Raw genomic sequence first — 26,717 nt, forward strand, 5'->3', positions numbered from 1 at the left:
CGCCGCTACGGCGATCTTGATGAAGGGGATCGGCGGCGTCTACTCGGACTTCCCGCAATGGAAGCTGGCGGTGATGTGCGTGGCCAGTTTGGCCTGGGGGTTGGGCGTGATGATGTGGGGTAAGGCGATCACCCACATCGGCATGTCGTTGGGCTTTTCGCTGTTCATCGGCACGGTAATCCTCGTCGGTTCGATCTTGCCGTTGGTCATCAACGTGATGGAAAAGGGAGCCGCCGGATTACCTGCCGGCCCCGCCTTGGCGGCGACCGCGGCCGGAATCGTGATCGTGCTGCTGGGGATCATTTGCAACGGCAAGGCCGGTTTGACGCGGGAAAAGGATGAAGCGGCCGCAAAGGATGCCGAAGACAAGGCCGACGAAAACACCGAAGGGGAAGCCAAAAAAGCGTCGATGGCCCTCGGTATTTTCATCGCCGTCTTCGGCGGCTTGTTGGCCACCGGCTTCAGTGTAGCGAACACGATCGCCAAGCCCGAGCTTCCCGAACTGACCGCCGCGGCAGGCAACCCCGATTGGGTCGCCGCCTTGGCCATCATGCTGCCGATCTTCCTGAGCGGCGGCGTGATCATGACCATCTATTTCGTATGGCAGCTTTCGGCCAAGAAGGCTTGGAGCGGATTCAAGACGCCGTATTTTCCGGTCAACTTCGTGCTGATTTTCATCATGGCGTTTTTCCACTATGCGGCCTCGGCTGTCTTTGCATACGCCGCGTATCGACTGGGCGACCGGCTGGGCGATACGGTCGGGTACGCCATTTTCAATACGACCTGCGTGGGCGTGGCGGTGTTGAGCGGGTTGGCGACCGGCGAGTGGAAGAAGGCTTCTTCTGCGGCCAAGACGTGGTTGTTCGCCGGATTGGCCTGCATGATTCTCGGAATCCTGTGCTTGGCCGGGGCGAACGCGCTGAACAAGAGCGCACCCGCCGAACCCGTCGAACAAGCCGCCGTCTCGGTCCACGTCGCCCCCGCTGAAACGATCGTTTCGGCCCAGTGAACCAACGGAGGGACGCCATGAAACTGACGCAATCGGAATTCGGACAAGTCGACGGTCGTTCCGTCTCGCTATTCGTTCTCGAGAACGACAACGGTATGACCGTCAAGCTGACGAACTACGGAGGCATCGTAACGTCGATCGTCGTTCCCGATGCCCGGGGCAACCGCGGCGACGTGGTCTGCGGATTCGATACACTCGCGGGATACTTCAGCGACACGTATCGCACGAACGCCCCCTACTACGGTTGCATCGTGGGACGTTACGCAGGCCGCATCAAGGACGGCCGCTTCACGCTCGAGGGGCAAACGTACCAACTCGCGACCAACGACGGTCCGAACCATCTGCACGGCGGTATCGTCGGCTTCGACAAGAAAATTTGGGATGCCGAGCCGCTCAAATCGGAAGATGCCGTCGCCGTGCGGCTTTCGCTGGTCAGTCCGGACGGCGATGAAGGCTATCCCGGGCGAGTCGAGGTGGCCGTCGAATACCGGCTCGACAACACGAACGCCTTGAGTATTCGGTATACGGCAACCACCGACAAGAAGACGCCCTTGTCGCTGACCAATCACACGTACTTCAATCTGAACGGATTTACGAGCGACATCCTCGACCACACGGCGCTCGTCGAAGCCGACGTGCGCATGGTGCCCGACGAAACGAACGTTCCCGTCGGCGAGACGGAACAAGTCGCGGATACGCCGCGCGACCTGCGCAAGCCGCGCAAGTTGCGGGAATGTTTCGCCGGACTGCCGATGGGCTTCGAGGATTTCTATATTTTTCGCGAACCGGCCGGCACACTTCGCACCGTCGCCCGCTTCGAAGAGGAAACGAGCGGACGCACGCTCGAAGTCGCCACGACCGAGCCGGGCATGATGTTCTACACCAGCCATTACATGTCGGACGAACTGAAGCGGGAAGACGGCACGCAGTTTGGACAATATCGGGCATTCTGCTGCGAAACGTCGAAGCTGCTCAACGGGCCGAATCTGCCCGACGGGCCGCACGGGATTCTCGAACCCGGCGCGACCTACGACGAAACGACCGTCTTCCGGCTCTCCTGGGCGTGAGCACCACGTGCCGGTGCACACGGTTTCAGCATAGGAAAGCGAGAGGAACGCAATGAAGAAAACGATCGACGGTATCGATCATTACCAAATGTTCATCGGCGGCGAGTGGGTTTCTTCGTCGTCGGGCGAGATGATCGACGTGATCAACCCGGCGAACGAGGCGCTGATCGCGCGGGTGCCCGCCGGTACGGCCGAGGACGGTCGTCGCGCCCTCGAAGCGGCACAGGCCGCGCAACCGAAGTGGGCGGCGATTCCCGCCCGCAAACGCGGCGAACTGCTCTTGGAGCTGGCCGACCGGATCCGCCGAAATCGTGAACAGCTCGCGCGACTGCTGACCTTGGAACAAGGCAAGACCTACGAACTGGCCTTGGGCGAAATCGACGCGACGGTCGATTACATTGCCTTTCCGGCCCAGTGCGCCCGGCGGATCGAAGGCGAGATCGTCCCCTCGGACGAGCCGAAGGAACACATTTGGATTCACCGCGTTCCCTACGGTGTGACGGTCGGGTTGGCGGCATGGAACTTCCCGGTGGCGTTGGCGGGGCGCAAGTTCGGCCCGTCGCTGACCGCCGGGAACACGATGGTCGTCAAGCCGCCGTCCATCACGCCGATCGCCACCCTGGAAATCGGACGCCTGGCCGAAGATCTTCTTCCCCCCGGCGTGTTGAATATCGTCACCGGCGGCGGAAGCACCATCGGCAAAGAACTGGTCTCGAACCCGATCACCCGTCTGGTCACGATGACCGGCAGCGTCGAAACCGGCCGGCAACTGTATCACCTGGCGGCCGAGAACATCACCGCCGTCCGACTCGAATTGGGCGGCAAGGCGCCCTTCATCGTGATGGAAGACGCTGATCTCGATCACGCCGTGTCGTGTGCGGTCGTGTCCCGCTTTCTCAACTGCGGGCAGGTGTGCACGTGCAACGAACGCATGTATCTGCACGAGGCGATCCACGATGCTTTCGTCGAGAAGTACGTCGAGAAAGTCAAGTCGCTGAAGATCGGCGATCCGTTCGACCCTGCCACCGACATCGGCCCGAAGGTTTCCCGCGACGAGGTCGAAAAGATCGACGCGATGGTCCGGCAGGCGGTTGCCGACGGCTGCGAGCTGGTGTGCGGCGGCAAGCGGCCCGAAGGCGAAATGTTCCAAAAGGGATTTTGGTACGAACCGACGGTCCTCATCGGTGCCCGCAACGAGATGGCCGTGATGCGGGACGAGATCTTCGGCCCCGTCGTGCCGATCGCCAAGGTGTCGAGCTTCGACGAAGCCTTGGCCTTGGCGAACGACAGCGATTTCGGATTGGCGGCTTACGTCTTCACGCACGACATGCGCCGCGTCGAACGCCTGGTCGACGAACTCGACTTCGGCGAAATCTACGTCAATCGCCCGATCGGCGAACAACGCCAAGGGTTCCATAACGGTTTCAAACTCAGCGGCGTGGGCGGTGAGGACGGCAAGCACGGCCTGGAAAACTACTTGCAAAAGAAGACCTTCTACGTTCGGTACGGCTGAATCGATCGCGGGAACGACGAAAGGCCCCCTCGTCGGCACCGTGTAACGGGGGTGTTGCCGTTCGATCGAGAGTCGTTTGCCGACGTACTTGTTTGCGTTTCAGCGAGGATCGAAATCATGTCCGAATCACGTTCCGCCGTTTCCATCGTGAAAGCGGCGGTCGAAGAATCACCGTTTGATTATTCCGCGAAAGATGTCGCCGCGTGTCGTGACGCGATCGACCGCGCCGTTTCGTTCTTGGGCGGTTTCGAATCGCTGATCGGCGGGGCGAAACAAGTCGTCGTCAAGCCGAACCTGGTCGAGGTTCCGTTCGAAACGACCGGCGGCTCGGTGATCACCGACCCGCGCATACTCGAGGCGCTGGTCGGCTTGCTCAAGGACTTCGGCGTCGAACGTGTACGGGTAGCCGAGGGCAAGTCGGTCAATCTCAAGCACGATCATTCCGGCCCGCGGAAAGCCTTCCAAGCGGCGGGACTCGATGCCGTCGTGCAACGGGCGGGCGGCGAGATCCTCGGTTGGGACGAAGAAGATTTCGTCGATGTGCCTGTTCCCGGAGGCGAACTGTACGATCACATCCGCCTGCCGCGGTCACTGGTCGAATCCGACGCCTTCATCAGCGTCCCCAAACTGAAGACGCACTGCCAGACGGAAATCACCGTCGGCATGAAGGCGATGCAGGGCGTCTTCCACGTCGACGACAAGGTGAATTACCACAACGAGGCCTTCCCGTGGAAGATGGTCGACATTTTGCGGGCATGTCCGCCCAAGCTCACCTTGGTCGACGGCTTGATTTGCGGCGAGAACTACGGGCCGATCTACACCGACCCGGTCGAAATGGGCCTGGTTGTCGCCTCGGCCGACGTCGTCGCCGTCGATGCCGTCTGCTCGGCGATCATGGGGATCGAACCGTTCGAGGTGCCGATTACGCGATTGGGACACAGTGAAGGAATCGGGATCGGCGATCTCGACCGGATCGACGTGCACGGCGAATCGATCGACGAGGTTCGACGCTACTTCAAACGCCCGCAAATCTGGAACCCGATCGGCGCCGCGAAGAACGTGCGCGTGTTCGCAGGCGGAGCGTGCCGCTTCTGCCTGGCCCAGGTGGGCGCCGCGATCAAGCGATTGGGCTACGAAGGCAAACTCGACAAGCTGGAAGACATCTGCGTCGTCATCGGACACAACGCGCCGCTGCCGCGGAAGGAATACAAGAACGTCTACATCATCGGCGATTGCGCCAAGGAAGCCGACATCGAGGGGACGTTCATTGCGGGCTGCCCGCCGCTGCCGAGCATCCAGATCGCCCGCGCCTTCGAAAAACACATGCGGGACGAAGACGATTCGTCACGCTGACGGCCCTTTCGAATCCGGCTCTTTCGTACTCTGCGAGGAACTTCGATGAAAATACGCGACGTTCAGGCATTTCCGATTGCCTTTCCGTTGGAAACCCCCGCCCGCGACGCGACGGGGGTGTGGGACAGTTGGAACACCGTCATCGTCAAGGTGATCGCCGATGACGGCACCGCCGGTTACGGCGAGATCGGACCGATCCACGGCGGCGGACTGCCGATCTTCAAAGCGATGGTCGATCACAAGCTGCGCCATCTGGTCGTCGGCGAGAGCGTATTCGACCGTGAACGGCTGTACGAGAAGATGCTCGGTCGTGGGACGTCTTCCTACGCACTAGGCCGCAAAGGTGCGATCGTCAGCGCCGTCGCCGGCATCGACATCGCTTTGTGGGACCTGGCCGGCAAGCTGCTCGGACAGCCGGTGTATCGTCTACTCGGCGGTAAAGTCCATGAGAAGATTCCCGCTTACGCCAGCGGCTTTTTCGGCAAGGAAGGCCGCCCCCTCACCCCCGACGAATGCGCCGAAGAAGCCAAGTCGTACGCCGACCAAGGCTTTCAAGGCGTGAAGATGAAGGTCGGCTTCGGACGTAAGCAAGACCTGGCGAACCTCGAAACCGTCCGCAAGGCATTGGGCCCCGAGTTGGGCATCATGGTCGACGCGAACCAGAGCTACTCGTACCACGACGTGGTCAAGATCGCGCACGAGCTGGAGGCCTTCGATCTGACCTTCCTCGAAGAGCCGTTGCCGATCGACGACCTCGACGCGATGGCCGACCTGGTGAAGGCGGTGGCCGTTCCTATCGCCGCGGGCGAAAACTATTACACCCGCTACGAGTTTCGCGAAGTGATCGCCCGCCGGGCGGTAAACATCGTGCAGCCCGACGTGATCCACGCAGGCGGCATCACCGAGACGAAAAAGATCGCCGATATGGCCTCGGCCTGGAACATTCCCGTGGCGCCGCACATCCACGCGACGATCGGCACCGCGGCAAGCATCCACTTGCTGACTGCGATTCCCAACACGCTGGCCGCCGAGTACATCACCAGCGGCGGGTCGTACGCCCTGCGACGCGAGTTGCTGGGCGACGTCTTCCTGGCGGAAGACGGATTCGTCTCGGCGCCCGACACGCCCGGCTTGGGCATCGAGGTAAACGAATCGCTGTTTGAAAAATACGCTCCGTGATCTCGAACAGGGGTGTTGCCGGTTTCGGCGAATTCCTGCCCGCCGGAACCACCGAAGGCAACGGTTTTCGTGCGGCGCCGCCGACGGCTCAGTCCTGCAAGTCGGCGGCGTCGTGCGTTTCTTGGATCGGCGGGGGCTTCCGTTCCTCGAAAACTTGGCAGGCACCGCCATTGTAGCATACGATGGAAGCCCCGGGCGGGCGGAAGCCGATCGTCTGCGGTTGCCGCGATGGTACCCCATCCGCCCCAAAACATGAGTTGTTGCCCCCCTGACAAAGCTGGAAACGGAGCGTCCCCCTATGCCGCGCATCGCACTGTGGTCGATGTTGATGTTCGTCTTGGTACCGTTCATGCCTGCGGCCGCCGAGCCGGTCGAGGTTTCCGCCGATATCGTCGTGTACGGCGGCACATCGGCCGGAGTGACCGCCGCGGTCGAAGCGGCACGCTCGGGCCGGTCGGTCGTCATCGTCGGTCCCGATCGACACCTGGGAGGACTTTCCAGCGGCGGTTTAGGATGGACGGATACCGGCAACAAGGCCGTCATCGGCGGCCTGGCACGCGAATTCTATCATCGCGTGTGGCTCCATTACCAAAAGCCCGAAGCGTGGAAGTGGCAAAAGCCCGAAGAATACGGCAACCGCGGTCAAGGAACGCCGGCCGTCGACGGTACGTTGCGCACGATGTGGATCTTTGAACCGCACGTGGCCGAATCGATCTTCGATGCATGGGTCGCCGAATACGATATTCCCGTCTACCGCGACAAATGGCTCGACCGCGAAAAAGGCGTCGTCAAACGTGACGGGCGCATCGTCGAAATCGCCATGCTCGACGGTTCCGTCTTTCGCGGAAAGGTGTTCATCGATGCGACCTACGAAGGCGATTTGATGGCGGCCGCGGGCGTGCGCTACCGTGTCGGACGTGAAGGTCGCGACGAGTACGGCGAGAAGTACGCGGGCGTCCACACCGAAATTTTGCACCATCGACATCATTTCGGCGTGCTGAAGACGCCGATCAGCGCCTACCGCATTCCGGGCGATCCGACCAGCGGCTTGTTGCCGCGCATCAGTCCCGATCCACCCGGCGAAATCGGCCAAGGCGATCACCGTGTGCAGGCATATTGTTTCCGCCTGTGCTTGACGAACCATCCCGAGAATCGCGTACCGTTCCCCAAGCCCGAAAATTACGATCCCGGTCAATACGAACTGCTGTTGCGCATCTTGCAGGCCGGATGGCGTGAAGTGTTTCATAAGTTCGATCCCATTCCGAACCGCAAGACCGACACGAACAACCACGGGCCGTTCAGCAGCGACAACATCGGTTACAACTACGACTATCCCGACGCCGACTATGCCCGCCGGCGCGAGATCGTCGCAGAACATGAGACCTATCAAAAGGGGCTGTTCTATTTTTTGGCGAATGATCCGCGAGTGCCGGAAGATGTCCGCAGTGCGATGCAAGAATGGGGCCTGGCCGCCGACGAATTCACCGACAACGGAAACTGGCCGCACCAACTTTATATTCGCGAGGCACGGCGGATGGTCGGCGCGTACGTGCTCACCGAGCATGACTTGATGGGCCGTCGCGAGACGCCGCAATCGGTCGGCATGGGATCGTACTCGATCGATTCGCACAACGTCCAGCGATACGTGACGCCCGAAGGGTACGTGCAAAACGAAGGCGACCTGGGGGTGCGATTGGCGGAACCTTACGAAATCGCCTACGGATCGCTCGTGCCGCAGCGAAAAGAGTGCGAGAACCTGTTGGTGCCGGTGTGTGTCTCGGCGACACACGTGGCCTACGGCTCGGTGCGGATGGAGCCGGTGTTCATGATCCTAGGGCAATCGGCCGCGGCAGCCGCCGACTTGGCGATCGACCACGGCATTCCGGTCCAGGCGATCGATTACGAGGAACTGCGAACGCGCTTGCTTTCCGAGGGTCAAGTCTTGCACTATAAGAAGTGAGTTGCCGATCGGCGTGGGAATCCGCACCAATGCTCGGCGGTCAGGCGGGGCTCTGTTTCGCCTGCCCCACCCGGTTTCGACTTGCGTCGGCTCTCGCCGCCATACCCGACGGCTGCCGCCGGTATCGCAGACGTGCGCGAACGTCCGCTCGCAAATCTCCGATTGCTTCCGCTGAAGCTGTTTCCCGCGAACGTCGAAGCAACGTCGGCGTTTCAGAGCTTTCAACCCGGCGGATAAACAGCATCGGCTGTCGAAGCCTTTTTCTGCGTTCGCGCATCGTGCCGTCAGAAACGCGGTCGAAAAAGCTTGTTTCTCAACGTTTCGTGCGGCTATTCTCTACAATCAGCCGCGGTCTGTGCAGAGGTTTTGCAACGGGCTGTTGACGCTGTCATTATCGAAAGGAAAAAAGATGTCTTCACCGAAACAAACCAATCGACGCGAGTTCCTCGGCACTACCGTAGCCGGAGCGACCGCGGCGTGGGCGGGAGCGAGCCTGTACTCCGCCGGTGCATCGGCCAGTCCTGGACCGAACGACACGATCAACATGGCTTTGATCGGCTGTGGCGCCCGAGGTGGCAATCAAGTGATGCCTCACTTTATGGAATTACCCGGCGTGCGGATGGTCGCCGTGTGCGACGTGAATTCGACGCGGCTGGCCCACGTTCGCGAGAAGGCGGGTGGGGACAAGGTCGCGGCCTACCATGATTTCCGCAAACTGCTGGACGACAAGGACATCGACGCGGTGATCGTGGCCACCCAAGCCCACTGGCACGTGCCGATCGCGGTCGCTGCCTGCCAGGCCGGTAAAGACGTTTACTGCGAGAAACCGGTTGGCAACTCTATCGGCGAGGGTCAGTACCTGATCAAAGCGGCGAAGAAATACAATCGGATTGTGCAGATCGGTACTCAGCAGCACAGCATGGAACACTATCGGAAGGCGGTGGACATCATCCAGTCCGGCCGACTGGGTGACATCTCGATGGTCGAGGTTTGGGATCACACGTACTGGGCACCCGGGCGTGGCTTCCCGGACAATTGCGATCCCCCCGCAGAATTGGATTGGGACTTCTACGTCGGCCCCGCGCCGATGCAGCCGTACAATCCCAATATCTACTACAACTACGGCTACGACTGGTTCAAGCTGTCTGGCGGTGGCCATCAAGTCGCCTGGGGTGTCCATCACTTCGACATTGTGCTGTGGGCCATGGGGGTTCAGTATCCGACGACCGTTTCGGCCATGGGTGGGCAGTTTGCCTATCAAGACAATTTCGAGTGGCCCAACACGTTCAGTGGGATAATCGAGTTCGGTCCGGGACCGGTGGCCAAACACGGGTTCGTTCTGCAGTACAGCATGCGGCTCGGCTCGCGCCGTGTCCGCCGCTCCCACGCCAAGTGCTTTTATGGTACCGAGGCGACGATGCTCGTCGATCGCAGTCGCATTTCCATCGCGCCTGAGGCCAAAGGCAAGGCCACCCAGACGCAGGCCGGTTACCTGCTCGGCGAAGAAGAGGAAATCTTGTCAGCGGATGACGAGTTCCGGCATTTGGAGGTCTTCCTGGAAAACATCCGGGACCGCAAGAATCCCGAGACGGATGCCCAGACGGGCCAGTATGCGAGTAACCTCGGCCATCTGATGAACATCTCCTGGCAGGTCGGCCGCAGCATTCAGTGGGATGGCGAAAACGAGCAGGTGGTTGGTGACGAGGAGGCGAACGGGCTGGTAACCAAGCCGTACCGAGCACCGTGGAAACTGGAAGTATGATTTCTGATTTCGCGATTGCTTGCCTTGATCACCTTTTTACCCGATTTTCAAACCGTGGGAGGCCTTCTGAGGCGTTCCGTTTTGTCGCCGGCGTGCATTTGGTTGTCGGTTTCGGTAATGGTTGGTACGGGTGCAGCAGCGCCGCGGCCGAACGTTCTGCTCATCATGACGGACGACCAGGGGGATGGAGACCTCGGCTTTCACGGGAATGATAACAGCGCATTGCACAAGCCGGGCTTGGAAATTGTGTGAAGTGGAATAAGGCCCGGCGGCCGCTTGGACCGCGCAAGACGGAATGGCCACGGGCAGATGAGAAACGTTGGCTGTCGAAGCCTTCTTCTGCGTCCGCGCATCGTGCCGTCAGAAACTTGGTCGAAAAATTTGCTCCTCGCCGCTTTGTGTCGCTATTCTCGATAATCAGCCGCAGCCTGCAGAGAGATTTTGCAACGGGCTGCTAACGCTTTTTTTGTTCATTTCCAAGAACGGCGCAATAGTATTTCAGACGCACACAGACCCGCTCGTGCTTCGCGCTTCTGAACGCAGCAGAACGATTCGTCGACATGGGAGTCGCCACCAACATGAGCACAATCAAAGTCGTTTGTCCCGGCATTTTCCTGCTCTGCATCGCCACGGCGCACGCACAGAGTCTTCCGAGGAGCCCACTCGATGCAGAAGGAACGAGCAGCCTTCATGCCCAGTTCGTGACTCCGTCTGACGAGTACGCCCTCGTTACCTCTGGGCGCATCACACACCTGCATGCCGACGAAAAAGAAACATCCATGCAGGTCGCCATCTGCCCGCGACTCGTACCGGATCCGGCGGCCGGGAAGCAAGATGAATTCGTCCGCCGCGTTGAGGACCTGTTCCTCAACAAGACGGGCCAGTGGCGATTTGTGTCTGAGAACATTTCCCACTTCAAGTTTTACTCCACGGCCATCAGCTGGATGGCCAGGGATCAACCGGAACTTCTGGAACGGGTGGTGCAGAGCATTGCCGCGAGAGATATTGGGATTGCCGTAGAGGTGGGTATCCGGCATGGCCACGCCGAAACCGCAAAACGCATCCTGGATCCGATCACCAGAGCCGGTGGGCGCGTTGACTTCATCGTCACGGACAACGTCTTTATTAAATCCCAGTATAACAAGGCTACGAAGGGTGCTTACAATTGGACCTACGAGCAGGCTGTAGAGAAGTACGCAGAATATGTGGCCGGCATCAAGAAGAAATATCCGAAGCTCAAGGTCGGAATGATTGAAGCAGCTTTCCGCTTCCACTGGGAAGACAAGGAGCGTTTTCCGGCAGAGAATCCGCAGAAGGACAACGGTGATCTGAAAAGGTTGCTGCTCGACGTTATCGAGGCGTGCAAGGCGAAAGGGACACGACTAGATATCTTCCAACCGGAATACTCTTACGAGCGTATCGAGCAGACGACAAATGGTTGGGAGAAAATGAAGGCAATGGAGACTTTTTGCCGTGAGCAGGGAATTGAGTTCTTCTTTCTGTTCAACGATCACACCGGAGGCAACCAGTCGGACAAACTGTTTTGCGAGAACGTGATGAAGTGCCTCAGAGCGGCGAAAGCCCACGACCTGACCCCGGACCTGGGCACAATCCAATCCTGGTACAAACATCCCGAGAAGGACCTGCCCGAGGACCAACCCTACAGCTTCATGTACTTGGCGAAGGAGTTCATCAAGGAAAACATGAAAATGAAATCCGCAGAATGATGACGAACAGAGGGATCGCTTGCACGCTTTTGCTGCTGAGCGACACTTCCGGAGAAACACATGAGAAGCTGGATCAGTTCGATTTGTTTGTCGGTCATTGTTTCGGTGCAGGTTCTTCCGCTCCATGCCGCGGACAAGGGCGGGCTGGCTGAGCAGTTTGTCGACCCGCCTGGTGAATACAGCTCCATCGTACTGTGGGAATGGTGTAACGGATGGATCAGCAAGGAGGCTGCCACCGCGGAACTCGAAGCGATGGCGCGCGTGGGACTCGGTGGCGCCAAGATTTTCAACGTGGGCGGCCCCGAAGGACCGGTCCGCTTCGCCTCGCCCGAATGGTACGCAATTGCAGCGCACTCCCTGCGCGAAGCGAGTCGGCTCGGTCTTCAGCTTTCGATGAATATGACCGAAGGGTTCTCCGGGATCGGCGGCCCCTGGATTCCGCCCGAAATGAGTATGCAGTACGTCGTCTGGAGCGAAACCGAAGTGAGCGGGCCGGGCACGGTCTCCATTATTCTAGAAAAGCCGGACGATGGTCCGATCAAAACCGGCACGTTGAAGCTGGATGACGTCGGGTACTACAAAGACATCAAAGTGTTTGCCGTGCCGCACGTGGCGGCAGATCAAATCACGTCGCTGGACATCAAAAAAGGGATGCGAGAGCACCGCGATGAAAACGAGTCGGTCTTGAAGAAAACACCGCCGGATTCGGTTGCGGCAAGAGACATTATCCCGCTGAGCAAAGTGATTGATCTGACGGACAAGATGGACGAAAACGGAAGGCTCCGTTGGGAGGTACCGGCGGGAACGTGGACGATTTTGCGGATGGGGGCAGCCAGTACGGGCGCCTGCACGCGGCCGGGCAACGAGGAAACGCGCGGCCTCGAAGCTGACAAGCTCAGCCGCGAAGCGGTGAAGCTGCATTTCGACAGCCTTTGCAACCCGCTCTTGGAAATGCCTGGCGTGAAACCCGGAGAAAACCTCACGTACTTTGCCGTCGACAGTTGGGAAGCGGACGGGCAGAACTGGTCGCCGGTGCTGCCGGCGGAGTTTGAAAAGCGGCGCGGATACAGCCTCTACCCGTTCCTGCCGGTTCTGACCGGCCGAATCGTGGAAAGCGTCGACGTGTCGGAGCGGTTTCTCTACGATTTCCGCCGCACGATTGCCGACTGTATCCGCGATAATTTCTACGGCTATCTGGTGGAGCTGTGCGAGCAGCACGGCATGAAGTTCGGTGCGGAACCGTTTTCCCGCGCCGCTTTTGACGGGATGGAAATTGTCGAGACGATTGGATATCCGACCGCCACGTTCTGGCACGGAAACAGCCCGGGACGCGCCTACAAAGAGGGCAAGTGGGCTGCTTCGGCCGCCCATGTGCTTGGAGGCAAAACAGTGACGTCGGAGGCGTTCCCCGCAGGAAAATGGGAAGCAGCGTGGGTTCATTATCCTTGGACTTACAAATGGCTCGCCGATTACGCGTATTCCAGCGGAATCAATCAACTGGGGTTCCATTGTTGTCCGCTGCAACCGTGGGACGATAAAGCAGTACATAAACCCGGTATGGTCTTCAAAAACTGGGGATCACAGTACAGTCGCCATAACACTTGGTGGGAGCAGGGAGGCGCGTGGCACAAATATCAGGCGCGCTGCCAGTTTATGTTGCAGCAGGGAATGTTCCAGGCCGAGGCGCTGTTCATGACTCCCGAAGTCATACCCGGTCTGGAACTGAGCACGCGTCCTTCGTTGCCGCTTGGATACGATTTTGACCTCGCTAGTGCGAGACTAGTTCGGGATCAACTGTTTGTTGAAGACGGAATGATCCGTACGCCGTCGGGCATGAAGTACCATATCCTTGTTCTGCCAAGAATCGACGAGATTTCCGTGCCGCTTCTCAGAAGAATCCAAAAGCTCGTCGCCGACGGGGCTCATCTCGTGGTGTCGAGTATCCCGAAAACGTCGCTCGGCCTGGAGAATTATCCGGCGAGTAAGAAAGAAGTGACCGACATCGTCGCCCAAGTGTGGCAGGGCCTGGATGGGAAAAGTGTGACCGAAGTCACCTATGGCAAGGGAAAACTCTATTGGACGCAGGATCCCCTTGAAGTTCTCCGCAAGCTGGGGGTCGAACCCGACGTAATCGTAGATGCCGAAGGGAAAACCGAGGCGCAGTCTTCGTATCGCGCGAAACTTCCACTGACTTATATCCACCGCTACACGCTGGAAGCCGATATCTTTTTTGTGGCAAGCTCGTTGGAAACACCGGCTTCGGCTTTGCTCAGTTTCCGCATTGCGGGAAAACAGCCGGAGTTCTGGTATCCCGACAGCGGGCGCATCGAAAGATGTTCCGTTTACGAAGAGAAAGACGGGCGCACCATCGTCCCGATGCTCTTCGATCCGGCGGGTGCCTATTTTGTGGTGTTTCGCGAAAAGACGCAAGCTGCGCCAGTCATCTCTGTTTCACTCAATGAGAGCGCTGTGCTTTCTACGGCCGAACGAATAAATCCTCTTGCCGAGACCAGGAAATTCTTCAAGACCGGTGGCGTGCTGAAAATCGAGACCGCGGACGGGAAAAGCATCGCGGAGAAGATCGAACCGGTAACAGTCTGCTCACTCGATCGCGACTGGATGGTGTCGTTCGATGGCGCCGGCGCACCCGAGCCACGGAAATTCGAAACGCTTTATCCGTGGAACGAAAGTTCGGATGAACTGCTTCGCTATTTCTCCGGGACGGGCATCTACAAAAAGACGATCAGCGTGGAAAAGAACAAGGGCGAGCAGATTTGGCTCGATTTGGGCGCGGTTGAGGTCATTGCAACGGTGTTCGTAAACGGCAAAGAAGTTGAGATTGAATGGAAACCGCCGTTTTTGACCGATATCACCGACGCGCTGAAATCCGGCACAAACGAACTCGAAATCCGCGTCGCCAATTTGTGGGGTAACCGCTTGATCGGCGATGAACAATACCCGGATGACATTGGATTTTCCTCCGATGGACTGTTGCGGGTCCTGCCGAAATGGTTTGAAAACAACAAGCCCCGTCCGCAGCAAGGGCGCAAAACATTTACAACCAACCGATATTATGACAAAGACGATCCATTACGACCGTCGGGGCTGTTAGGCCCCATCTCCTTGATCACGCGCTCGAAAAATGCAGATCCGATCGTCGAGCAAATTGCGCGGGATCTGTTTGTTTTCAGTCGCAACCCGGACTTTCTATCCTACGGCTGGCATCGCGAACCGCCGTACTTCAAAGAACTAGCGAAGAAGTCGGAGCAGCGCCCGAAGTGAAAAGGAAATGACAAAAGGGGGCTATTCATTTCTGACGATTCTGTGCACTGTGACGGGGATGGCCGCGGCCCCGGGAGATGTGCTTACCAGCCAATAGCACAAGCCGGTGTTGGGGATCGTTTGAGTTCGAATAAGGCCGGGCGGCGGTTTGGGCCGCGCAAGGTGGAATATTGCCAAACCGGTGTCAAGAAGCCGAACATGTGGCCCAATCGGGCGAATATTAAATTTTTGTAAAGACAGGTAGCCGCAACGACAAAATAGAAAGGACAACCAACGCGAGTCAGGCTCCGCGGGAAGCGCAGTCAGGCAGGGTGTGCCGCGGTTGCCCTTGCTCCCGCAGGCACACCGGTATGGCGGCACATTTGGGGCGACGGTTTCTCATTCGCCCCCCCTTTTTTAAGGGGAACAGGTTTTGCTTGCCCTACGCAACTCCGGTTTGTGTTACGCGAAGGGAGTTGTGAACACTCGTCGTAGGCTGGAACGGCCGGATCGCGTGTGACCGCCTCGTGTGCGTTGCGGGGGAGTCGCAGTGGGACACGCCGTGTCGGGGGCGGGCGTTTCCGCATTGCACGGCTTTTCGTTGACCGCAGATGGTTCAGCCGTTATTCTCAATCGGCGCCGCAAATTTCCTCGGCATGCGATCGGCGGAAAGGCGTGCCGACAATCTTCGATTGCCGGAGGAATTTTTTTCTGCCAAGCCCGCGCCGAGGGCGAGATAATATTCGAAGGTGTCGACTCTTCCATTGCTCTTCGTGAATGGGTGTCCTTATTCTGACGGCGGTTTGTCGAATGCGCGGCACCTCGGGCATTTCGGACGATCTCGCCGCACAACGAATTTGGAGGTGGCGACGATGTCCACAAACCGCGCAGCGACCGGGCTTCTCTTGGTAATTGCGATAGGGCTTTCGATTGGGTGCGGCGGAGGCAAGTATTCCGGATCCACGCAAACGCCCCGAGCGGCCGTTGTCGAATTGGAAGGGGCCGAATCACCGTTTCGACTCGAGCCTCAAAATTCGGATCGTATCGGTGGACTGGTGAGTCCGGGCGATTTGGACGGCGACGGTCTCGCCGACGTCGTCGTGGCGCTTCGGCGAAAAGTACCGGGCGGAGCGTTTCGCCCGGCCGAGAAAACGTGGATCGTTGCGTATTCGTCGAACGACCGCAAGCAACTGTGGAGCTTGCAAGGAAAACAGGATACGGATCCGGCGGTGGCCTACTTTTTGGGACCGATCGCGCCGATTCCCGACGTCGACGGCGACGCCGTGCCCGACCTTTATTGTCGAGAGGCCCGCACCGAGGGGACGGCTTTGTTGATTTCCGGAAGTAGCGGCAGCGTGATCGGGCGGTTCGCCGTGGAACCGCGAAAGCCCGAATACGAAGTGCCGAAACGCTGCGACGACCGCGATGGCGACGGCGTGCCGGATCTGCTCTTCGGTAAGAACAGATCCTCTCGCATCATCGTTTGTTCGGGCAAAGACTTGAGTGTGCTGGAACAACAGGAAGACGTGTGGCCGCAGGCCCAAGGGCGCTTCGAGTGGTGCTTGGCCGTCTATCACGACGACAACGGCGACGGTATGCCCGACATATTGCTCCGCCGCCTGTCGGCGGACAGCTTCGAGTATGCCGTCATCGACGGAAAGACATGGAACGTACTACGCACGTTCGAAAGTCCGCGACTCAGCATAAGCGGTGAGACGTTTTTCGTTCGCACCGACGACCTCGATCGCGACGGTGCAGGCGACTTCGTGTTTGCCTGCGTCGCCGGTGGCGGTTCGGACGGAAATGCGTCGCTGTTGCGCGCGGTCTCGGGGAACGACGGTCGCGTCATCTGGGACGTCGCCGGCGGTGCGTTCGGATCGGGAGAGAAGGCAATTGCCGTCGACCTGAAAAGCGGCGGACGAACGCCCACGGCGCCGGATGTCCGTTTCGGAAGCACGGTCGTTTCGCTTCCGGATCGAAACGGAGACGGCGTAGCCGATCTGGCTGCGTACACCAAGGCCGGCGGCCCTGACGCCGATCCGGCCGTGCTGATCATCTCGGGGGCAACCGGTGACCTCTTGGCAACGCTGGCGACCGAGGATCTCGATGGACGGCCCACGTTGAACATGGCGCGGCTTTCGGCCGAAAACGCAAGTTCCGCAGCGCTGGCCGTGTGTGTGGAGCTGTCCGACACCTTCGGGATCGCCTTCGCGACGCTCGAATGAGCCTCTCGGAACGTGGCGCGTCTCGAGGTGTTGCGTCGCTGTTGCGCACCCATCTGCGCGCCCGTAAACCGCAGATACGGCTTGCAAGAGGCTGAAAAGCCGAAACCAAGAAACGCAAAAAGCCCGGTTTTTTCCGGGCTTTGCGATTCGGTGCAAAATTTGCACCCCCCAAGATAGCGGGGACAGGACTCGAACCTGCGACCTCGAGGTTATGAGCCTCGCGAGCTACCAACTGCTCCACCCCGCGTCCAGGATGGTTCACCAGCCAGGGCCGTGTGACCATCATTCTCTAATCGATTGTATCGGCCCGGCGTCGGCTGCCAAGGGGGCGGCGCAAATTTCTCGTCGGCAAGCGGTTTTGCCTTACCGGAGTGGTTCGCACGTTCATTGCGGCAATCGATCGGCGGCGATCCGCTTGGGGGGCGACCGGCCTCCCACGCGGCTGCTCGGCCGGCGGCGATCGATCCAGGGCACCGGAGCCTGGTTCCGGCAGGCAGGAAAGCCAGTCCGTGGCCCTCGAATCGACTGGACTCCCCCACACAGCAATTGTTTTGTGTACAATATACGTTCTGTTTACACAAATCCCGGCAGCGGGTTTTGCGCCGCGGGTATCAGGGAAAACCGCTTTGTCGTGGGCACTTCGACGGTACGCGGCGGTAACACGAATTCCACACGAGGAGAAGCAATCATGCGGCAGACGGCAGCTTGGTACGGCATTCTCATGGCGGCGTGCATCGGTCTCGGCGGCATCGCGGCGGCCGACGAACACGGCGACGCAACGGCGGTCAAGAGCGAACCCTCGAGCGGGTTCTACGATCCGGTGATTCAACACATCGAAGGGTGGACGGTGTACGTCGATCCCGCGTTGTTGAAAGGCGAACATGCCGACGAAGGCGCCTTGGCCCTGAAGATGCTGGCGAACCATCTCCAGCGGATCAAGATCGTCGTGCCGCCCGAGCCGCTGGCCAAGCTGCAAAAGATCGAAATCTGGATCGAGTGGGCAAACCCGAAGGCAAACGCGATGTGTTATCATCCCGACCCGAAATGGGTGCGCGATCACGGGCTCGATCCGCGGTTGGGCAAGAAAGTGCACATCACCCATGCCGCAGAACTCTATTCGCGGCAGCAGATGTTCAAGCATCCGTTCGTGATCATGCACGAGCTGGCGCACGCGTACCACGATCAAGTGTTGGGATTCGACGATCCGCGGATCATCGCGGCCTACGAAGAGGCGAAGAAGTCCGGCAAATACGACAAGGTGTTGGCGCACTCGGGCCGGTACGTGGAACACTATGCGATGAAGGACCCCAAGGAATACTTCGCCGAAGGGACCGAGGCGTACCTGTACCGGAACGACTTTTTCCCGTTCGTGCGGGCGGAACTCGCAGAGTTCGACCCGAAATTGCACGACGTGCTGAAGGAGATCTGGGGGCCTGCGCCCTCCCGCTGAGCGACGTGAGCACGCTTCAGTCGGGCGTGTCGAGATAGGGGTCTTGCCCCATCTGACGTTGCATCTTTTTGCGCTCTTTTTCGAAGTACATCAGCGCGCGGCGATCGCGGAAGTGACGTCGTTCGACGCGTTTTTGTGCGCGGCGGAAGAGCGGCATCAGATGGTCGAACGGACCGGATTTCTTCTTGCCCATTTCGGCCAGTTTTTCCGCTTTTTTGGGGCCGAGACCGGCTTCGAGGAGCTCGTCGTCGAGAGCGAGGAACTGGCGGAACGTGCCGGGATCGCCTTGGCGTCCGCAACGGCCGCGCAACTGCCAGTCGATGCGGGCGGAGTCGTGCATCTCGGTGCAGATGACGTGGAGGCCGCCGAGTTCCTTGACGCCTTCTCCCAGGCGGATGTCGGTACCGCGTCCGGCCATGTTGGTAGAGACGGTGACGCGGCCGCGTTTTCCGGCTTCGGCGACGATGGCCGCTTCGCGCTCGATGTGGTTCGCGTTGAGGACGTCGTGTTCGATGCCGCGGGCTTTGAGCATCGCCGAGAGGAGTTCCGACTTGTCGATCGAGCGCGTCCCGATCAATACGGGACGGCCCATGGCGTGCATTTCACACACTTCGTCGACGACCGCTTTCCATTTTTCTTCCGAGGTGCCGAAGATTTTCGGCGGCAATTCCTTGCGGATCACGGGCCGGTTGGTGGGAATCGTGATTACGTTGCAGCGGTAGATTTTGCGCAATTCGGCGGCTGAATCGCGGGCGGTACCGGTCATGCCCGCCAGGTGCCGGTAGCGCAGGAAAAAGTCTTGGACCGTCACGCGGGCGGCTTGCCCCGTAGCGACGGTGACTTCGACCCCCTCTTTGGCCTCGACGGCCTGGTGGATGCCGTCTCGCCATTTGCGGCCTTCGGCCAGGCGGCCGGTGAACTCGTCGACGATGACGATCTCGCCGTCGCGGACGACGTATTCGCGGTCGCGAATGTAGTCGCGGGCGACCTTGATCGCTCGTTCGACGTACTCGTAGATGTGGAACATGCCGACGGAGGCCATTTCGTCAGGGCGGGGCAGGCTGCGGGCCTTGCGGCGTCCTTCGCGGGTCAATTCGACGGTCTTCTTTTCGTGGTCGTACTCGTAATCTTCGTCTTCGATGAACTGGTCGGCGACCTGCGCCGCCCAGCGGTAACAGGCGGCTTCGATTTTGGCCTCTTCCGAGGGCAAGGCGCTGATGATCAACGGCGTGCGGGCCTCGTCGATGAGGATGCTGTCGGCCTCGTCGACCAGCGCGAAGAAGGGTTCTCCCTGCACGGGCTGATCGCCGCCGGCGGTGTTCGACGTGCCCAACAACGCCCCGATCAGGTCGGTTTGGCCTTCACTGATGCGACGCAACAAGAGCCGGTCGCGAAGGAAGTCGAATCCGAATTCCTTGGCCGTGCCGTAAGTCACGTCGCAAGCGTAGGCTTTGCGTCGTTCGGCTTGAGGCTGATCGGTTTGAATGATTCCGACCGACATGCCCAGGGCGCGATAGATCGGTCCCATCCATTCGGCATCGCGCTTGGCCAGGTAGTCGTTGACGGTGGCCAGGTGGGCACCGCGTCCGGCCAGGGCGTATAGGTACATCGGCAACGTGGCGGTGAGGGTCTTTCCTTCGCCGGTTTGCATTTCGACGATGCTGTGGTGAAACATGGCGATGCCACCGAGGATCTGCACGTCGAAATGCCGCATGTTGAGTTTGCGACGTCCCGCCTCGCGAACCAAGGCGTAGGCTTCGGGTAAGAGCTTGGCGAGCGGTTCGCCGCTGCGGGCGCGGTAGCGAAGCGACAGGCTCGTCTTTCGTAAATCGTGATCGTCGAGCGCGCGCAGATTCTCTTCGTGCCGGGTGATCACCGGGATCAGCCCGGCCCAGCGCTGCAAGAGGATCTTCGATCCGCCGGGAATGTACGGAGTGACTGCCGTGAGCAACGAATCCATGTCCTGCAAGAGTCGATCGCCCGCCGATGCAATCCTGCAAACGGGGCGGAAGCCGCCGTCGGTGCGGCGTCCATCGATTGTACTCTACCACAGTAAAGCGGAACGGGTACACGGGGATTCCCGATCTCGCACGGACTGCCCGCGGAGAGCCGTCGGTCGCTTGGAAGGCTGAATTTGTTGTACCGCCGGCAAATTCCGCACAAAACCCCCAGGCGGCACGGTCAAGTTGCGGGATCACGGCGGCAATCATGAGAAAGCACGTCTCAGGAAGCTATAGTTGCTGAGACCGAAGATCTTTTGGTCGTCATCGTCGATGTTCGCAACGCGGGGGATGAGGTCTGGTATGACGGGGCGATCGCGGCATGATTTGATCGATGTGATCCTCGAGAAGCGGCTGGGAGTAATGCCGATGGCCGGTGTGAAACGAATGCGCAAACGTCTGTTCGTCGATCCGAACGTCCAAGGAACACTCATTATTCGGGTGATCCTGTACTGGATCGTGTGCCTGCTCACGATCGCCATGATGTTGATGTGCTGGCGAATCGTGACCGGTCCGGCACGCGGCGTTGCTTGGCAGGTGAACGACGTGTGGTACCAGTTCGGCCCTGCGTTCGTGGCGTCGTTCTTGCTTCTGCCGATGGTCATCATCGACATCATTCGGGTGAGCAACCGCTTTACCGGGCCGATGATCCGACTCCGCCGGGCGATGCGTGCCGTGGCAGAGGGGCACCCCGCCCGCCCGATCCGGTTCCGCGATGAGGACTTTTGGCAAGACTTCGCCGAAGAGTTCAACGCGGTACTGTATCGTGTCCAAGAACTGGAGGCGCAACTGGCCGCCGCTCGCCACTGCGATGCCGAAATTCCCGTCACTCCGCCGAAAGACGACACGCAAGACCGGTCGGACGAACCGGCGGAAGCGGGTGCGACGTCGGCCGACTGACCGCGCAAATCGGACCAAAGATCCCTCGCGGCGCCGAGCGATTTCGACGGCGCCGTTTTTTACGCGCGTCGACTCGGGAAACGAGATTGTTGTCGGAAGAACGATCGGCCGCCGATTCTCGACTGCCCGGGGCTGCGGATCCGAATGCGGCCCTTCCGATGAAGCCGATACGGCCGGTACAATCGAGGTTGCGTTCGGCAGGAGTGCCCCTGTCGAGAATCTCCAATTTGCTTCGACGGCGTGAGCCAGAGTGTAACGATGAGCGAGTCGATCCGTCCCATGACGGTGCCGCGTTTCTTGGCCAAGAAGCGGCGCGGCGAAAAAATCACGATGTTGACGGCCTACGACTATCCGACCGCTGCGCTCTTGGATCAAGCCGGAGTCGACAGTCTGCTCGTCGGTGACAGCTTGGGCATGGTCGTTCAAGGGCATCCGAACACTTTGCCGGTGACGCTCGACCAGATCATCTATCACGCCGAGATGGTCGCCCGCGCCGCCCGACGAGCGCTGGTCGTCGCCGATATGCCTTTTCTTTCTTACCAACTCGGCCGCTACAAGGCGATCGAAAACGCCGGCCGCGTCTTGAAAGAAACCGCCTGCCAGGCCGTCAAGCTCGAGGGCGGCGAAGAGCAGGCGGAACTGATCGCCGCCTTGAGCGAGGCGGGGATTCCCGTCATGGCACACGTGGGGCTTCGTCCGCAAAGCGTGCGCGTGCTGGGCGGCTACCGAATCGAGCGCGACCGAGAAAAACTTCTCAACGACGCTCGGGCCGTCGAGCAGGCGGGTGCCTTCGCCGTCGTCCTGGAGTGCATTCCTGCCGACATCGCCTCCGAAATCACGCGACAAATCTCGATTCCCACGATCGGCATCGGGGCGGGGGCGGGCTGCGACGGGCAAGTCTTGGTCGTTCACGACCTGCTGCGATGGACGACCGCCGAACGACTCCCCAAGCATGCCAAGGCATACGCCGACCTGAGGACGGCGATCACCCAAGCGGTAGCGCAGTTTTGCCGCGATGTGCAAGAAGGCACGTTCCCCGGCCCCGAGCAAGTGCTGGAGTAGCCTTCTCCTTACACCGTCGCTTCGGGAGAAAGCGAATCGTGATCGGGCAGGTTGCCCGCCTCGTCGAACGGGAGCGGGCGAGGCGGCACTGTGATCTCGAGGTCTTCGCGCTGCAAGGCCTCGGCAAGATACGCCGTCGAACACTCGATCTGCTCGAGGTGCAACGTATCGCGAATCCACAAGACGCGAGGCTCGGCGTTCTCGCTGCGCGTATACGCCAGCGCCGCATCGAGCATGTCGCGATCAGTTGCAAAGTCGGGCGGCAGCATCGAAGCCGAAATGTGGTTCGACGTCATCGCGTTGACGATCGTCGCCTCGCGGTCCATCGCCTCGATCACTTCGCGGCGACAAAACTCGGCCATCCCGATTCCGATTGCATTGCCGTGCGAACCGGGGCTTAGCCCGCGGATGCAAATCGCGCGAATCCGCGGACGTTCATCCCCGACGGCCTTGTGGTCGTCGCGTTTGCGTCCGACGACGTTCGTGTCGAGTCCTGTGCCCGAGATGTCCTTACCGATGCGATCGATGATCAAGACGTCGGCCCGATCGAAAGGCAGTTTCGGCATCAAGCGTTGTGCCTGCTCGAGCAAGGCGGGTTCGCGGGCGAAGAATTGATGGGCGGGGACGGCTTCGAGTAGGGCGGTTTGTTTGCGGGCATTTTCGACGATCGCCAAGCCTCCCCAAATCGGGGCCTTCGCCAAAATGATTTCGCATGCCGATCGCAGCACCGCCGAGAAACCGTGTTCTTCAATCGCCCGATGACAGGTTTCGGCCCCGCGGTGGTTCCCCAGGCCGATCATCAGCATCTTGAGCAGACCGCTTTGTATCGGTCCGTCGAAACGGGTGTGCGGCTTGACGCGGTTCAACACCAACACGCGATCGGCCTCGAACGCGGTGCGGTCGAACCACACGGGAAAGCCGAGAGCCGTTTTCCCCAGCTCCACGACCTCCATGCTCGCGCGGATCGGGCAGCCGATCGATTCGGGGGTGATACCGTATCCGGCGAGGACGTTTCGCTGCCCCTCGGCCGTGGCGCCGCCGTGGCTGCCCATGGCAGGGACAACGAAGGGCCTAACCCCCCGATCGTGGAGTTCGACCACGAGGTGGCGAAGGATCTCCGGCAAATCGGCAATCCCTCGACTTCCCACGGTGATCGCCACGGATTCCCCTTTGGTGAGGGGGGTGATTGCCGTCAATTCTTCTAGCCTTGCGCGGACTAAGCCGTGCGAAATGGCAACAGAAGGGCAATCGCAATGAGAAATAATGCGAAAAAATTCCGGAATCGTTGTCATTTTGGAGTGCAGGTGGCGAAGATGAAGATATGCAATATATGATCCAGGTGGGTGAGAAAAACCGGGAAGTCACTGCAAACAGAGTTCTCAATTCCGGTTGCATCGCCCGCCGTTATACAAGGGTGCGTCAGCAAGCGGAACGGGTAATCCCTGAGGAAATCGGGCGTACTCCACGAGTACGCGTTCGGTTTTCGGAAATATCCACACTTCCCGCTTGACAGTCACCTTCCCGCCAAAACACAATATTTTAACAGAGCAAAAGGAATGCCCCACTAGTTGGTGTGTTCAAAATTTTGTTCTGCCCCCCCCAATTGTGGAAGTGTCGCTTTTTGGAAATCGTTTTTCGAAACCTTTCTCACATTTCGTGGTTTGTATGCGTAAGGAGGAGAACTGTCTCCTCTGTTCCACGTAAGGAAAAGTGAGAGGTTTCGCGATTTCCCTGACAGTTTTCCCGCCTTCAGCGACACGGAAGCAAGCGGAAGAGGCACAGGAGATTCGGAGTTCCAAGGACGGACAGAGAGACAAGCGGAACAGAGGATCTAGATACGGCTGGTTTTGCTAGGCTGTCCCCCCGTTGAGCCGACGCAACGGCTGCGATGTGAGTCCGCGCAGGGCTTCCATTGCGCGGTGCGGAAAAGGCAAAACGGAAAAGCAGACAGACGCTAGGCGTCTGCCCGCAACCATCCCCATCAACCCCCCCCGGAGAGTTTGAGGCATGCAAAAAGCAACATCCATCGAGAGCTTGCACCTGGTCGGCGAATTTGAAGCGCTCAAACAACAGATCCTGGCGGACGAGCAAAAGTTCGAAGCCCTCAAGAGCAAGACGTTGGCGTTCTGGGCACTGCCGACGGACCGTCGCTTGCCCTTGGCGCTTTTGGGGCATTCACTGGGCGAGATCTTGAACACGCCGTTCATTGAAATTGCCTCGACGCCGGGCATCGGGCGGAAGAAGCTGGCGGGGCTCATCTTGTTGTTGCGTCGCGCCGCATCGACCGATGTCTCCGAGTTGCCCGCCGAAGGTTCCGAGGGTACGGGGCTGGTCGCCGGGAAAGAACTGACCCTTGAAGCCGAGGCCGATGATGTCGATTTCGACAGTGTCTCGGAGGTCACGTGGGCCAAGTGGCAGGCGACCGTCGTACGTTTGGGGTTGGAGAAGGTTCCCTTGGGGCGAGTGGCACCCTCGTTGCGGAACATCACTCGCGTCATTTGGGAAGTGCCCTTGGGCGAATTCACCACGTGCACGTTGGAGCAACTGCGCAAGCGACGAACCTACGGAGCGAAGCGCGTGCGTGCCGTGCTCGAGGTGTTCTACTTCCTCCATCGAATGCTCGAAAACGTTCCCGCCCAGTCGCACTTGGCGATGATCCTGGTTCCCAACCGGATCCGCAAGGTTGAAGAATGGGTCGTCAACACGTGGCAGTCGGGGCGAATCCCGCAGCCGGAGGAATCGTTGGAACACTTCATCAAGCCGCTCTTGGAGCAGGTGAATCTCGATGCAGGGCGGCAGTTGGTGATGTTGGCCGAGGCTCGTTTAGGGATCGGCGGCAGCGTGACGAGTGTGCGCCAACTGGCAAAGTCGAACGGCCTCACCCGCGCCCGGGTGTATCAGTTGTTCAACGAAATGGCCGATATCGTTCGCGTACGCTGGCCGATGGGGCAAGCGTACATGTTCCTGTGGCGGGCGATTCTGCTGGCTCGCACGTCGCAGTTGGTCGCGCCGCCCGATTTGACGCAGTTCTTCGCTGCGATCGACCTGTTCTTTGCGAACCGGAAGCCGGTCGGGAGCGGGGCGACACACATTCACAACCCCATCAGTGACTTCAACATCATCCCGCAGGCGGGCGGCCGGCCGAGTTCGATGTACGACTTGGGGCCGCTCGGCCTGGAAGACGCGTCTGAAGGACGCGAGACCATCGAGACGGAAATCAGCGTCGGATTGGGGGATCGGATCTGAGCTTCATCAGGTTCGCCGCCCTCGAGCGACGAAAAGAACATACCGAAGGCCGCAGTCCCCGCGACAGGATTGCGGCCTTCGTTTGTGTGCCGAACAAGGTGTGGTGCGTCGCCGACCGGGTCACACCTTCGGCGGCGTTCGTCGCTTGGCGCGGATGAGTCCGATGATGCGGTCGGGCGAAAGCTCGTCGTGCGAGTCGACGACCAATTCGGCCGCGGCCAGTTCGCGCCGTTGCCTGCCGGTGCTTGCCAGTCCGATGGCGATCATACCTGCCCGATGGGCCGCTTCGATGCCCACAGGCGAATCTTCGATGACGGCGCAATTCGCGGGATCGACGCCCAGCCGCTCGGCCGCCAGCAAGAAGATTGCCGGATCGGGCTTGCCGCGTTCGACGTCCCTGCCGTGGACGATCGCTCCGAACAAATCACGGAAGGGCATTCGTTCGACGACGAACCGGACGTTTTCCGGCGGCCCCGACGAACCGATCGCGAGTTTGATACCGTTTCGATGCAGGCCGCGGATGAGCTTCTCCACACCCGGCATCAACGGAAAATGCTCGAGCAACAGGTCGCGAAAGATTTGCTCCTTGCGTTCGTCGATGGCGCGAATCTGTTCTTCGGTCTTTGGTTGATGCGGCCACCAGGCGGCGATGACCTCGCGGCTGGTCTTTCCGAAAGTAGCGGCGAATTCGGCCTCGGTGACGTCGCGTCCGTGCTCGGCGGCGGTGATCCGCCAACTCTGATAGTGCGGCTGATACGAGTCGATCAGCACGCCGTCCATGTCGAAAATCGTTGCGTACTCCACAGGTGTTCGTCTCCAAGCCGGAAGATACGATTCCTACACGATTCGTTTCGTTCAGGGGGAAACCTTCAATTGTAGCGTGTCGGCGTCGCTGCGCGGACCGGCCCGGTCGGGGGCCGCGGACGGCAACAGCGCGTGGGGATGCCGAAAAAAGCCATAAAAAACGGCCCCGAACGCATCGATTCGGGACCGTGTCGAGTCA

At 59.7% G+C, this 26,717-nt stretch carries 17 protein-coding genes and 1 tRNA gene; 14 read left to right on the forward strand and 4 right to left on the reverse strand.

What is annotated here, in order from left to right; all coding sequences use genetic code 11:
• The 10 genes from ACYQ2I_RS00005 to ACYQ2I_RS00050 all read left to right on the forward strand — a co-directional run.
• Positions 1-1,009 (forward strand): L-rhamnose/proton symporter RhaT (locus ACYQ2I_RS00005; RefSeq protein ID WP_460164928.1); only part of this gene is annotated, 1,009 nt, incomplete at its 5' end.
• A 17-nt stretch (positions 1,010-1,026) separates the two neighbouring features.
• A complete protein-coding gene (locus tag ACYQ2I_RS00010) occupies positions 1,027-2,076 on the forward strand; it encodes an aldose epimerase family protein (RefSeq protein WP_460164929.1) in 1,050 nt (349 codons plus the stop codon).
• A 52-nt stretch (positions 2,077-2,128) separates the two neighbouring features.
• The gene (gene aldA / locus ACYQ2I_RS00015; RefSeq protein ID WP_460164930.1) at positions 2,129-3,589 is read left to right on the forward strand and encodes an aldehyde dehydrogenase; all 1,461 of its coding nucleotides are present in this window, start codon (positions 2,129-2,131) and stop codon (positions 3,587-3,589) included.
• Between the two features lie 117 nt (positions 3,590-3,706).
• A complete protein-coding gene (locus tag ACYQ2I_RS00020; protein ID WP_460164931.1) occupies positions 3,707-4,942 on the forward strand; it encodes a DUF362 domain-containing protein in 1,236 nt (411 codons plus the stop codon).
• A 45-nt stretch (positions 4,943-4,987) separates the two neighbouring features.
• Complete coding sequence (locus tag ACYQ2I_RS00025; RefSeq protein ID WP_460164932.1) at positions 4,988-6,121, forward strand: mandelate racemase/muconate lactonizing enzyme family protein; 1,134 nt, start codon at positions 4,988-4,990, stop codon at positions 6,119-6,121.
• 298 nt (positions 6,122-6,419) lie between these two features.
• Positions 6,420-8,081, forward strand: a complete 1,662-nt coding sequence (locus ACYQ2I_RS00030) for an FAD-dependent oxidoreductase (protein ID WP_460164933.1) — start codon at positions 6,420-6,422, stop codon at positions 8,079-8,081.
• Between the two features lie 409 nt (positions 8,082-8,490).
• Positions 8,491-9,843: a Gfo/Idh/MocA family protein gene (locus ACYQ2I_RS00035; protein ID WP_460164934.1), complete on the forward strand. Its 1,353-nt coding sequence runs from the start codon at positions 8,491-8,493 to the stop codon at positions 9,841-9,843.
• Positions 9,844-10,403: 560 nt separating this feature from the next.
• The gene (locus ACYQ2I_RS00040; RefSeq protein ID WP_460164935.1) at positions 10,404-11,570 is read left to right on the forward strand and encodes a hypothetical protein; all 1,167 of its coding nucleotides are present in this window, start codon (positions 10,404-10,406) and stop codon (positions 11,568-11,570) included.
• Between the two features lie 60 nt (positions 11,571-11,630).
• A complete protein-coding gene (locus tag ACYQ2I_RS00045) occupies positions 11,631-14,852 on the forward strand; it encodes a glycosyl hydrolase (protein ID WP_460164936.1) in 3,222 nt (1,073 codons plus the stop codon).
• Between the two features lie 851 nt (positions 14,853-15,703).
• Entirely contained in the window at positions 15,704-17,056 is a 1,353-nt protein-coding gene (locus tag ACYQ2I_RS00050) for a hypothetical protein (RefSeq protein WP_460164937.1), read from the forward strand.
• Positions 17,057-17,230: 174 nt separating this feature from the next.
• On the opposite strand, the gene ACYQ2I_RS00055 is transcribed toward ACYQ2I_RS00050, so the two are convergent.
• Positions 17,231-17,303 (reverse strand) — tRNA-Met (locus ACYQ2I_RS00055).
• A 441-nt stretch (positions 17,304-17,744) separates the two neighbouring features.
• On the opposite strand from ACYQ2I_RS00055, the gene ACYQ2I_RS00060 reads away from it, so the two are divergent.
• On the forward strand, positions 17,745-18,506 hold the full coding sequence (locus tag ACYQ2I_RS00060; RefSeq protein ID WP_460164938.1) for a metallopeptidase: 762 nt from the start codon (positions 17,745-17,747) through the stop codon (positions 18,504-18,506).
• Positions 18,507-18,522: 16 nt separating this feature from the next.
• Here the strand turns inward: ACYQ2I_RS00060 and ACYQ2I_RS00065 are convergent, their stop codons facing one another.
• Positions 18,523-20,466 carry a preprotein translocase subunit SecA gene (locus tag ACYQ2I_RS00065; protein WP_460164939.1) on the reverse strand — a complete coding sequence of 648 codons (1,944 nt, stop codon included), beginning with the start codon at positions 20,464-20,466 and terminating at the stop codon, positions 18,523-18,525.
• A 343-nt stretch (positions 20,467-20,809) separates the two neighbouring features.
• Between ACYQ2I_RS00065 and ACYQ2I_RS00070 the strand changes: the two genes are divergently transcribed.
• Together ACYQ2I_RS00070 and panB are read left to right on the forward strand one after the other, a co-directional pair.
• On the forward strand, positions 20,810-21,406 hold the full coding sequence (locus ACYQ2I_RS00070; RefSeq protein ID WP_460164940.1) for a hypothetical protein: 597 nt from the start codon (positions 20,810-20,812) through the stop codon (positions 21,404-21,406).
• 258 nt (positions 21,407-21,664) lie between these two features.
• Complete coding sequence (gene panB / locus ACYQ2I_RS00075; RefSeq protein WP_460164941.1) at positions 21,665-22,468, forward strand: 3-methyl-2-oxobutanoate hydroxymethyltransferase; 804 nt, start codon at positions 21,665-21,667, stop codon at positions 22,466-22,468.
• Between the two features lie 8 nt (positions 22,469-22,476).
• On the opposite strand, the gene ACYQ2I_RS00080 is transcribed toward panB, so the two are convergent.
• On the reverse strand, positions 22,477-23,760 hold the full coding sequence (locus ACYQ2I_RS00080) for a nickel pincer cofactor-dependent isomerase, group 22 (protein ID WP_460164942.1): 1,284 nt from the start codon (positions 23,758-23,760) through the stop codon (positions 22,477-22,479).
• Positions 23,761-24,475: 715 nt separating this feature from the next.
• Here ACYQ2I_RS00080 and ACYQ2I_RS00085 point away from each other — a divergent pair.
• Positions 24,476-25,714 carry a hypothetical protein gene (locus ACYQ2I_RS00085; protein WP_460164943.1) on the forward strand — a complete coding sequence of 413 codons (1,239 nt, stop codon included), beginning with the start codon at positions 24,476-24,478 and terminating at the stop codon, positions 25,712-25,714.
• Between the two features lie 120 nt (positions 25,715-25,834).
• Here the strand turns inward: ACYQ2I_RS00085 and ACYQ2I_RS00090 are convergent, their stop codons facing one another.
• Complete coding sequence (locus ACYQ2I_RS00090) at positions 25,835-26,494, reverse strand: HAD family hydrolase (protein WP_460164944.1); 660 nt, start codon at positions 26,492-26,494, stop codon at positions 25,835-25,837.
• Positions 26,495-26,717: the final 223 nt, after the last annotated feature.

The organism is Thermostilla marina (genome assembly GCF_054657455.1).

Bases quoted from the DNA above. Each gene is read 5' to 3' on its own strand.
- ACYQ2I_RS00065 (WP_460164939.1), bottom strand. From the start codon at position 20,466: ATGGATTCGTTGCTCACGGCAGTCACTCCGTACATTCCCGGCGGATCG.
- ACYQ2I_RS00040 (WP_460164935.1), top strand. From the start codon at position 10,404: ATGGGAGTCGCCACCAACATGAGCACAATCAAAGTCGTTTGTCCCGGC.
- ACYQ2I_RS00070 (WP_460164940.1), top strand. From the start codon at position 20,810: ATGACGGGGCGATCGCGGCATGATTTGATCGATGTGATCCTCGAGAAG.
- ACYQ2I_RS00030 (WP_460164933.1), top strand. From the start codon at position 6,420: ATGCCGCGCATCGCACTGTGGTCGATGTTGATGTTCGTCTTGGTACCG.
- ACYQ2I_RS00035 (WP_460164934.1), top strand. From the start codon at position 8,491: ATGTCTTCACCGAAACAAACCAATCGACGCGAGTTCCTCGGCACTACC.
- aldA (WP_460164930.1), top strand. From the start codon at position 2,129: ATGAAGAAAACGATCGACGGTATCGATCATTACCAAATGTTCATCGGC.
- ACYQ2I_RS00045 (WP_460164936.1), top strand. From the start codon at position 11,631: ATGAGAAGCTGGATCAGTTCGATTTGTTTGTCGGTCATTGTTTCGGTG.
- ACYQ2I_RS00050 (WP_460164937.1), top strand. From the start codon at position 15,704: ATGTCCACAAACCGCGCAGCGACCGGGCTTCTCTTGGTAATTGCGATA.
- ACYQ2I_RS00090 (WP_460164944.1), bottom strand. From the start codon at position 26,494: ATGGACGGCGTGCTGATCGACTCGTATCAGCCGCACTATCAGAGTTGG.
- ACYQ2I_RS00080 (WP_460164942.1), bottom strand. From the start codon at position 23,760: ATGACAACGATTCCGGAATTTTTTCGCATTATTTCTCATTGCGATTGC.
- ACYQ2I_RS00025 (WP_460164932.1), top strand. From the start codon at position 4,988: ATGAAAATACGCGACGTTCAGGCATTTCCGATTGCCTTTCCGTTGGAA.
- ACYQ2I_RS00020 (WP_460164931.1), top strand. From the start codon at position 3,707: ATGTCCGAATCACGTTCCGCCGTTTCCATCGTGAAAGCGGCGGTCGAA.
- panB (WP_460164941.1), top strand. From the start codon at position 21,665: ATGAGCGAGTCGATCCGTCCCATGACGGTGCCGCGTTTCTTGGCCAAG.
- ACYQ2I_RS00060 (WP_460164938.1), top strand. From the start codon at position 17,745: ATGCGGCAGACGGCAGCTTGGTACGGCATTCTCATGGCGGCGTGCATC.
- ACYQ2I_RS00010 (WP_460164929.1), top strand. From the start codon at position 1,027: ATGAAACTGACGCAATCGGAATTCGGACAAGTCGACGGTCGTTCCGTC.
- ACYQ2I_RS00085 (WP_460164943.1), top strand. From the start codon at position 24,476: ATGCAAAAAGCAACATCCATCGAGAGCTTGCACCTGGTCGGCGAATTT.